This is a genomic window from Rhizobium sp. P1_E6 (genome assembly GCF_056405875.1).
This window is the reverse complement of record NZ_JBFUBG010000152.1, coordinates 1-8,128: the sequence shown is the minus strand read 5'-3', so window position 1 is coordinate 8,128 and position 8,128 is coordinate 1. Positions and strand designations below refer to the sequence as shown.

Annotated in this window: 8 protein-coding genes and 1 pseudogene; 6 read left to right on the top strand and 3 right to left on the bottom strand. The window is 58.4% G+C overall.

Annotation, left to right across the window (positions count from 1 at the left end; genetic code table 11):
• Positions 1 to 190, top strand: a 190-nt coding sequence (locus AC1D35_RS33810; RefSeq protein WP_477942229.1) for a hypothetical protein, incomplete at its 5' end; no start/stop codon positions are given.
• 105 nt (positions 191 to 295) lie between these two features.
• On the opposite strand, the gene AC1D35_RS33805 is transcribed toward AC1D35_RS33810, so the two are convergent.
• Positions 296 to 550 carry a YMGG-like glycine zipper-containing protein gene (locus AC1D35_RS33805; RefSeq protein WP_113299537.1) on the bottom strand — a complete coding sequence of 85 codons (255 nt, stop codon included), beginning with the start codon at positions 548 to 550 and terminating at the stop codon, positions 296 to 298.
• Positions 551 to 576: 26 nt separating this feature from the next.
• On the bottom strand, positions 577 to 732 hold the full coding sequence (locus AC1D35_RS33800; protein WP_007825451.1) for a DUF3309 family protein: 156 nt from the start codon (positions 730 to 732) through the stop codon (positions 577 to 579).
• Positions 733 to 1,591: 859 nt separating this feature from the next.
• On the opposite strand from AC1D35_RS33800, the gene AC1D35_RS33795 reads away from it, so the two are divergent.
• The 5 genes from AC1D35_RS33795 to AC1D35_RS33775 all read left to right on the top strand — a co-directional run bounded on the left by AC1D35_RS33795 (position 1,592) and on the right by AC1D35_RS33775 (position 7,879).
• Positions 1,592 to 4,723 carry a helicase-related protein gene (locus AC1D35_RS33795; protein ID WP_477942226.1) on the top strand — a complete coding sequence of 1,044 codons (3,132 nt, stop codon included), beginning with the start codon at positions 1,592 to 1,594 and terminating at the stop codon, positions 4,721 to 4,723.
• 2 nt (positions 4,724 to 4,725) lie between these two features.
• Positions 4,726 to 5,130 carry an RNA-binding S4 domain-containing protein gene (locus AC1D35_RS33790; protein ID WP_113312039.1) on the top strand — a complete coding sequence of 135 codons (405 nt, stop codon included), beginning with the start codon at positions 4,726 to 4,728 and terminating at the stop codon, positions 5,128 to 5,130.
• A gap of 195 nt (positions 5,131 to 5,325) precedes the next feature.
• On the top strand, positions 5,326 to 5,664 hold the full coding sequence (gene fdxA, locus AC1D35_RS33785) for a ferredoxin FdxA (RefSeq protein WP_113299653.1): 339 nt from the start codon (positions 5,326 to 5,328) through the stop codon (positions 5,662 to 5,664).
• 398 nt (positions 5,665 to 6,062) lie between these two features.
• On the top strand, positions 6,063 to 6,635 hold the full coding sequence (locus AC1D35_RS33780; RefSeq protein ID WP_113299540.1) for a CarD family transcriptional regulator: 573 nt from the start codon (positions 6,063 to 6,065) through the stop codon (positions 6,633 to 6,635).
• Positions 6,636 to 7,015: 380 nt separating this feature from the next.
• Positions 7,016 to 7,879, top strand: coding sequence for an RNA polymerase factor sigma-32 (locus AC1D35_RS33775; protein WP_113299541.1), 864 nt, complete (start codon positions 7,016 to 7,018; stop codon positions 7,877 to 7,879).
• Between the two features lie 52 nt (positions 7,880 to 7,931).
• Here the strand turns inward: AC1D35_RS33775 and AC1D35_RS33770 are convergent.
• Positions 7,932 to 8,128: pseudogene (locus AC1D35_RS33770) on the bottom strand (metalloprotease); the annotation flags it as partial.

The window sequence follows — 8,128 nt, the reverse complement described above, 5'->3', positions numbered from 1 at the left end:
CCTTCTGGACGCGGTCCTGGCTGCGAAGGTCGGCGACCGTCGTCGTGAACATGGCTGCAGCGATCAGGACGGCGACGGCGGAATTCAGCAGGATCTGTGCGATGGTAGCTTAGCTTTCAATTCGCGGGCGCCATGTGCGTTGCCCCGCGATCTTGAAAGGAATATGCGCTCGGCCTTAGTGGCGCGGTAGATTTGACTTCAGCGACCAATCGTCAACGGCGTGTTGACGACAAAAGAACGTAAGAAAACGGGCGCAGAAGCGCCCGTTTAAAACTTCCGATGAACCGGGTGTCGATTAGCGGCAACGTGCTTCGTATCGGCGGCCGTAGCGGTCGCGATAGACGCAATAGCCGCGACGCTCGACCGACTGGCCGATGAGAGCGCCAGTCAGACCGCCGGCGACTGCGCCGACTGCCGCGCCACCCCAGCTGTTGCTGACAGCGCCGCCGATGATAGCGCCCGTGCCGGCGCCGATCGCCGTGCCCTGTTCCGTCGGGGTGCAGGAGGCGAGAGCGCCGATGAGCGCGCAGCTGAGAACAATCTTTTTCATGTCTAACTCCCCAGGTTACCGGCCTTTTAAATTCGGCCCATCAATACAAGAATGATGATGATGACGAGAACTAACCCTAAACCACCGGAAGGTCCATAGCCCCAGCCTCGGCTATAGCCCCAATTCGGCAAGGCGCCGACCAATAATAGAATAAGGATAATAAGAAGTATCGTGCCTAACATGGTGTTTGTCCTGACTCATCCTCATTTCGACTGGACTAGAAACACGCATCTTCGACTTTTGTTCCCGGCTAATCTCTCGGAATATCACGGCGCCGTTATCGATTGTTTCCCTGAAGCCGAGTTTAGCCGGCGCGCCAGATGCCAAGCCGGCAAAGAATTCTGCCGCCTTTTATCCGTATGGTTAAAAATTTGTTCAAATACAACAGCTTGTGGTGAACAAAGCGGGAAAATGGCGATGTCTCCGATTCGTCAGCGATTCGTTCCGGCTTTGATCAGCGCCGAGCGTTGATCGGCTCGTGGGGCGACCGTCTTAAAGCATCGTAAATTCTGCGTGGAAATGATTAACGTGATCTGGCGCTTTCGGCCGACACTGCCGAATTGACCAAACCGTATATTGGTAGTGGCGGCAAAACGCTCACAACATCTCGCCGTGAACGAAAAGGGAAAACCTCGATATCGGCGATTCGTCTCCGATTCGTTCCGGCTTTGGTCGAAGGGTTAATTTTAGATAGGATCTGCGGGTCTTTACAGTTCGGCAAGAAACGTTAATCGCGGGTGATGAAATCCATCTTCGGCCGAGTCTTCCGATTCAGCATCTAGTGTAAAAACGCGATTCAAAATCAATACTTAGCCGTGAACAAAAGCTGAATCATCCGGAGTCAGCGATTCGTCTCCGATTCGTTCTCAGGCTGTTCCGAATCTTAAATCAAGGACTTAGCAGGGCCGCGATTTCGATGCCCAATCTGCGGTCTATTTCAAATCTGCCCTTGCGTTTAGAGCTTCGGCTGTCCATGTGTTCTGTGCCTTACCCGCAGGAGCCGACTTGACCCCGGGGCGCCCCGCCTCACTTGCATGGACCATGACCCTGACTTCGCAGCCGATGATACTGAGCGGGCGCGGCGTGACCGCGGTGCTCGGGCCGACCAATACCGGCAAGACCCATTACGCGATCGAGCGCATGGTGGCGCATGGCACTGGTGTCATTGGCCTGCCGCTTCGCCTGCTTGCGCGTGAAGTCTATACGCGCGTGGTGGAAAAGGTCGGCGCCCATAATGTGGCGCTGGTGACGGGCGAAGAGAAGATCTCGCCGCCGAATGCGCGTTTCTCCGTCTGCACGGTCGAGGCGATGCCGCGAGAAACCAAGGCTGCGTTTGTCGCCATTGACGAAGTCCAGCTTGCAGGCGACCTCGAGCGCGGCCATATTTTTACAGACCGCATCCTGCATCTGCGCGGCCGCGACGAGACGCTTCTGCTTGGTGCCGGCACCATGCGGCCGATCCTCCAGCAGCTTCTGCCGGGGATAACCGTCACCGAGCGGCCGCGGCTTTCCCACCTTCTCTATGCTGGGCAGAAGAAGATCACCCGGCTGCCGCAGCGCTCGGCAATCGTCGCCTTTTCGGCGGACGAGGTCTATGCGATCGCAGAGCTGATCCGGCGCCAGCGGGGCGGGGCAGCCGTCGTGCTCGGGGCGCTCAGTCCCCGCACCCGCAATGCGCAAGTGGCGCTCTACCAAGAAGGCGACGTCGAATATCTTGTCGCCACCGATGCGATCGGCATGGGTCTCAACCTCGATGTCGATCATGTGGCCTTCGCGCAGGATCGGAAGTTCGACGGCTATCAGTTCCGCAATCTCAATCCTGGCGAACTCGGCCAGATTGCCGGACGCGCAGGACGTCATACGCGCGACGGGACCTTCGGCGTAACCGGTCAGGTCTCGCCGTTCGACGAAGAGCTGGTGCAGCGCATCGAGGGCCATGAGTTCGACAACGTCAAGGTTCTGCAGTGGCGGACCAAGGATCTCGATTTTTCCTCGATACAATCCCTGCGGGCGAGCCTTGAAACAGGTCCTCGTGTACCCGGTCTGACGCGGGCGCTGCCTGCGGTCGACCAGCAGGCGCTCGAACATCTGTCGCGGTATCCGGAAATCGTCGATCTCRCAAACGCGCCGGCGCGCGTCGAAAAACTGTGGGAGGCTTGCGCTCTACCGGATTACCGGCGCATAACGCCAGCGCAACATGCCGATCTTATTTCTACCCTCTTTTCCGATCTTGTGCGCTATGGCACGGTGAACGAGCAGTTTTTAGCGGAGCAGGTTCACCGCTCCGATCGTACAGATGGGGAAATTGACACGCTTTCGGCGCGAATCGCGCAGATAAGAACCTGGACCTATGTTTCGAATCGGCCCGGTTGGCTTGCCGATCCGACACACTGGCAGGAAAAGACGCGGGAAATCGAAGATCGATTGTCCGATGCGTTACATGAAAGGTTGACGAAACGCTTTGTTGATCGCAGGACATCTGTGCTCATGAAGCGCCTGAGAGAGAATGCGATGCTGGAAGCTGAAATCAGTGTGAATGGCGATGTCTTTGTTGAAGGACATCATGTGGGGCAGTTGAGCGGGTTCCGTTTTACGCCTGTTGGTGGAACGGACGGACCGGACGCCAGGGCGGTTCAGGCTGCGTCCCAGAAGGCGCTCGCGCTTGAATTCGAAGCCCGCGCAGCACGCCTGCATGCCGCAGGCAATGCCGATCTGGCGATCGGTTCGGATGGCCTTGTGCGTTGGCTTGGCGACCCCGTCGGACGTCTTTCCGGCAGCGATCATGTGATGCGTCCGCGCGTCATCCTGCTTGCCGACGAGCAGCTTACGGGCAATGCGCGCGATCATGTCGCTGCCCGTATCGAGCGCTTCGTCAACCATCATATCAGCACGGTGCTGAAGCCGCTCGACGATCTGTCGCGCGCTGAAGACCTGCAGGGCCTTGCCAAGGGGCTTGCCTTCCAGCTCGTCGAGAATCTCGGCGTGCTCTTCCGCCGTGACGTGACGGAAGAGGTGAAATCTCTGGATCAGGATGCGCGCGCCTCCATGCGACGTTACGGCATCCGCTTCGGCGCCTACCACATCTTCGTACCGGCGCTTCTGAAGCCGGCACCGGCAGAGCTCATCACTCTGCTCTGGGCCCTGAAGAATGACGGGCTCGACAAGCCGGGTCATGGCGACCTCATTCCGGTGCTGGCCGCTGGCCGCACCTCTGTCGTCACCGATCCGAGCTTCGAGCGCATGTTCTATAAGCTCGCCGGCTTCCGTTTCCTCGGCAAGCGCGCGGTGCGTATCGATATCCTCGAGCGTCTGGCAGACCTTATCCGTCCGCTCCTGCAGTGGAAGCCGGGTCAGGCCAGTCGTCCGGAAGGCGCTTATGACGGTCGCCGCTTTACGACGACGACGGCGATGCTGTCCATTCTCGGCGCGACGCTGGAAGACATGGAAGAGATCCTCAAAGGTCTCGGCTATCGCGCCGACGCCGTGAAGGCCGAAGAGGCCGCTGCATTCCTTGCGACGCAAGACGTGGCATCGGCTCCTGCAGCGGCCACTGAGGCCGCGGCGGAGGAAGCTGGCGAAAAGGCCGATCATGACGACGCAGACGGCGCTGCGGAAGAAGCGCCCGCGGTCGAGGCCGCACCTGTGGCTGCGGAAACGCCTGCACCAGCCGAAGTTTCGAGTGAAGCAGGCGAGGCTGAGGCTGAGGCTGCAGAGCCGAAGCCGGTTCTCCTGTGGCGCCTCGGTGGCCGTAACGAAAACCAGCGCCAGGCGCGCGGTCATGGCGATCGTCGCGGCGGCCAGGGCGAACGACAGGGCCAGGGGCAGGGTCAGGAACGCGGCGACCGCAATCGCCGCCCTGGCGGCGGTGAAGGCGGCGAGGCCCGTGACGGCAATCGCCACAACAACCGTAACCGGGATGGTGGCAACCGTGACGGAGGCAATCGCGACGGCGGTAATCGTGACGGCGGCAGGCCACAGCAGGCGCGCAACGACCGGAACGAACAGCGCGGCGACCGTCAGGACCGCGGTGACCGCAAGGATCGCAACAATAACAACCGCGGCAATTCGCAGCCGCTGCGCTTCGAGGCCAAGCCGCCGCGCAAGGAGAAGCCGATCGATCCGGATTCGCCCTTCGCCAAACTTGCAGCGCTCAAGGAGCAGATGAAGAAGTAATCATGGGTGGAGAGACACAGCCAGGAAGCGATTCGCGCCAGCGCATCGACAAATGGCTGTTCTTCACACGCATGGTGAAATCACGCTCACTGGCGCAGAGCCATATCCAGTCCGGTCATGTCAGCATCAATGGAGCGCGCTGTGCTCAGCCGAGTCAGATGGTGAAGTTTGGCGACCGCGTCGAGATCACGCTGGAGCGGCGAGGGGTCGTTCTTGTGGTCCGGCTGCCTGGAGACCGGCGAGGACCCTATGAGGAGGCGAGGCTGCTCTATGAGGATCTGTCGCCGCCTCCGGATGAGGCAAAACGCCTCACCCCTTACGAGCAGGCAATTCGCACCACGGGTTCAGGCAGGCCGACGAAAAAGGAACGGCGCGCAATCGACAGGCTGATGTCGGATGAGGATTAGAAAACTCTTCCTACCGTCAGCTTTTCGAAGATCGTTTGTCCTTGAAATCCTGCTGCAAAGCCGATACGTCACACACAACCTGCCGGGTAGCGTGCTTGCCTCCCAAGCCTGCTCACGCTTTCTCTCCGGCTCAGGGGACAGGCGCGACGTTCCAGGTTGCCCGGCCCCGCCCGTATGGAAATCCTGGAGTTCTTCATGACCTATGTCGTGACTGACAATTGCATTCGCTGCAAATACACCGATTGTGTTGAAGTCTGCCCCGTCGACTGTTTCTACGAAGGCGAGAACTTCCTCGTCATTCATCCCGATGAATGCATCGATTGCGGCGTGTGCGAGCCGGAATGTCCGGCTGAGGCGATCAAGCCCGACACCGAACCGGGTCTCGACAAGTGGCTGAAGGTCAACGCCGAATATGCTGCTATCTGGCCGAATATCACGGTCAAGAAGGAGCCGATGCCGGAGGCCAAGGAGATGGACGGCGAGACCGGAAAATTCGAGAAATACTTCTCGGAAAAGCCCGGCAGCGGCGACTGAAATTTTCGAAGTGGAAGGCCATTGAAACCGGGTTCAGCGGCCGCTTAAACGTTTCAAATTACGCGTGAGTCACATGGGGGCTATGTGTTGCCCACATGACTCACGTTAAGCAAATTATTGATTTCCTCATATTTTTGTGATACGTTCACCACACTGTTCCATTTGTGGCATGACGCATGCCCAAAAACCATCACGAAAGTAAAACAAATCCGCACGCGGTTTCCGTGACATATCAGTAACTTGAGCTGTCGGATCCCAAGATCGCGCGCCAGGATATCTTTTGCTTCTGTCTGGTGGAACCAGAGTGAAGTCACCCGACGGATATAACCGTCTCATCCGGGCCTGACTGACCCGGCTCCGGCCGCCGCCGGAAGCGTAACAGGGAGTTTTTGATTAGAATGACCATCCAGCAGAAAAAACCTTCTACCGCACGTCACGGCTTCAAGACTGGTGAATCGATCGTGTACCCCGCGCACGGCGTCGGTACCATCACGGCTATCGAAGAGCAAGAAGTCGCCGGCATGAAGCTTGAACTTTTCGTCATCGATTTCGAAAAGGACAAGATGCGTCTGAAGGTTCCGGTCGCGAAGGCCATGAGCATCGGCATGCGCAAGCTTTCCGAAACCGACTTCGTCGAGCGCGCCCTCAAGGTCGTGCAGGGCAAGGCTCGCGTCAAGCGCACCATGTGGTCACGCCGCGCCCAGGAATACGATGCCAAGATCAATTCCGGCGACCTGATTTCCATCGCAGAAGTCGTTCGCGATCTCTACCGCGCTGAAAACCAGCCGGAGCAGTCCTATTCCGAGCGTCAGCTCTATGAAGCTGCCCTCGATCGCATGGCTCGCGAAATCGCTGCTGTCAACAAGATGTCTGAAACCGAAGCCGTTCGCCTCGTCGAGACCAATCTCAACAAGGGTCCGAAGCGTGGCAAGGCAATCGAGGAAGATGACTCGCAGGACGAAGCCGCTTAATAGCGCATTGTTTTTGCTGATAAAAAAACCCGGCCTTTGTGTCGGGTTTTTTATTGGAACTTTTTCGCCGCCACGACGTTGATACACAGTGATGCGGACTTAACCGGAGCCCATGAAGCTCGGTTTGACTTCCGCCTAAGCTGTGAGTGTTCGATGAGGAGCGGGTCATGATTTCCAGAATTTGCCTTTCCGGCAATCTCAAGAAACCGATCCAATCCAGCCGCTTCAGCGGCATATGATGAGAAATAGGGCCTCCTCCTGAAAAGTCCAGGAGCGAGGCCCTCATGCATTCAGGACCTTAGTTTACTCCGGCGCAGCGATGTTCCGGAAACAATGTTTGCTTGTTCATTTTTGGGCCGTGGCCTGTTTAGGAGAGCGATATGAAGAACATGTCTGCAGATCGGCGCATGATCAAAATAGCAATGGCGGCTCCCTATCTCGCCCGCGAAGAAGAACATAATCTCGCTATCCGCTGGAAGGACCATGACGATCGTGGCGCCCGCAACCAGATCGCCATGGCACACATGCGCCTCGTCATTTCCATGGCAGGCAAATTCCGTAATTTCGGCCTGCCGATGAGCGATCTCGTACAGGAGGGCTATGTCGGGCTTCTGGAGGCTGCGGCTCGTTTCGAACCTGCGCGCGATGTGCGTTTTTCCACTTATGCAAGCTGGTGGATCCGGGCCTCGATCCAGGACTATATTCTGCGCAACTGGTCGATCGTGCGCGGCGGTACGAGTTCCGCTCAGAAAGCGCTGTTCTTCAATCTGCGGCGCTTGCGTGCCAAGCTCGCCAAGGGCGACACGCAGCTGACACTGCAATCCATCCATCAGGAAATCGCCGCTGCCCTCGGTGTCAGCCTTGCCGACGTGCAGACCATGGATGCGCGCCTGTCCGGTAATGACGCCTCGCTGCAGGCGCCCTCCGTCTCGGGCGATGCCGACAGTGCGGAAAAGATGGATTTCCTCGTCAGCGACGAGCCGCTACCGGATGAGCAGGTCTCCAACATGATCGACGGCGAACGCCGCCGCATTTGGCTTGCATCGGCGCTCAAGCATCTCAACGAACGCGAAATGAAGATCATAAGCGCGCGGCGCCTTGCCGAAGACGGAGCGACACTTGAAGAGCTCGGTGCCGACCTCGGCATTTCCAAGGAGCGCGTGCGCCAGATTGAAAGCCGGGCGATGGAAAAGCTTCGCACTGCGCTCGTGAGCGCCGACCCGCATATGGCAGCCTATGCCTGACAGGAATTACTCCCCAGCAGCACAGACTAGCCCGGTGTAAGCCGGGCTTTTTTCATTCGGCGATGATCTTCACGCGGTCGCCGGGAGAAACGGCAGCACCCGTCGGCAGGGCATTGATCAGCTTGAACAGATCGAGCTTCCGATCGGTACCCATCATGCGGGAGGCAAGTGTCGTGATGTTGTCGCCGGGGCGGACTGTAACCACCCGCACGCGCAGGGGTTTCAGCGAGGCAGCTTCTTGCGGCGTCA

Coding starts and splice junctions, on each gene's coding strand:
- AC1D35_RS33805 (WP_113299537.1), bottom strand. CDS start 550: ATGAAAAAGATTGTTCTCAGCTGCGCGCTCATCGGCGCTCTCGCCTCC.
- AC1D35_RS33800 (WP_007825451.1), bottom strand. CDS start 732: ATGTTAGGCACGATACTTCTTATTATCCTTATTCTATTATTGGTCGGC.
- AC1D35_RS33790 (WP_113312039.1), top strand. CDS start 4,726: ATGGGTGGAGAGACACAGCCAGGAAGCGATTCGCGCCAGCGCATCGAC.
- fdxA (WP_113299653.1), top strand. CDS start 5,326: ATGACCTATGTCGTGACTGACAATTGCATTCGCTGCAAATACACCGAT.
- AC1D35_RS33780 (WP_113299540.1), top strand. CDS start 6,063: ATGACCATCCAGCAGAAAAAACCTTCTACCGCACGTCACGGCTTCAAG.
- AC1D35_RS33775 (WP_113299541.1), top strand. CDS start 7,016: ATGAAGAACATGTCTGCAGATCGGCGCATGATCAAAATAGCAATGGCG.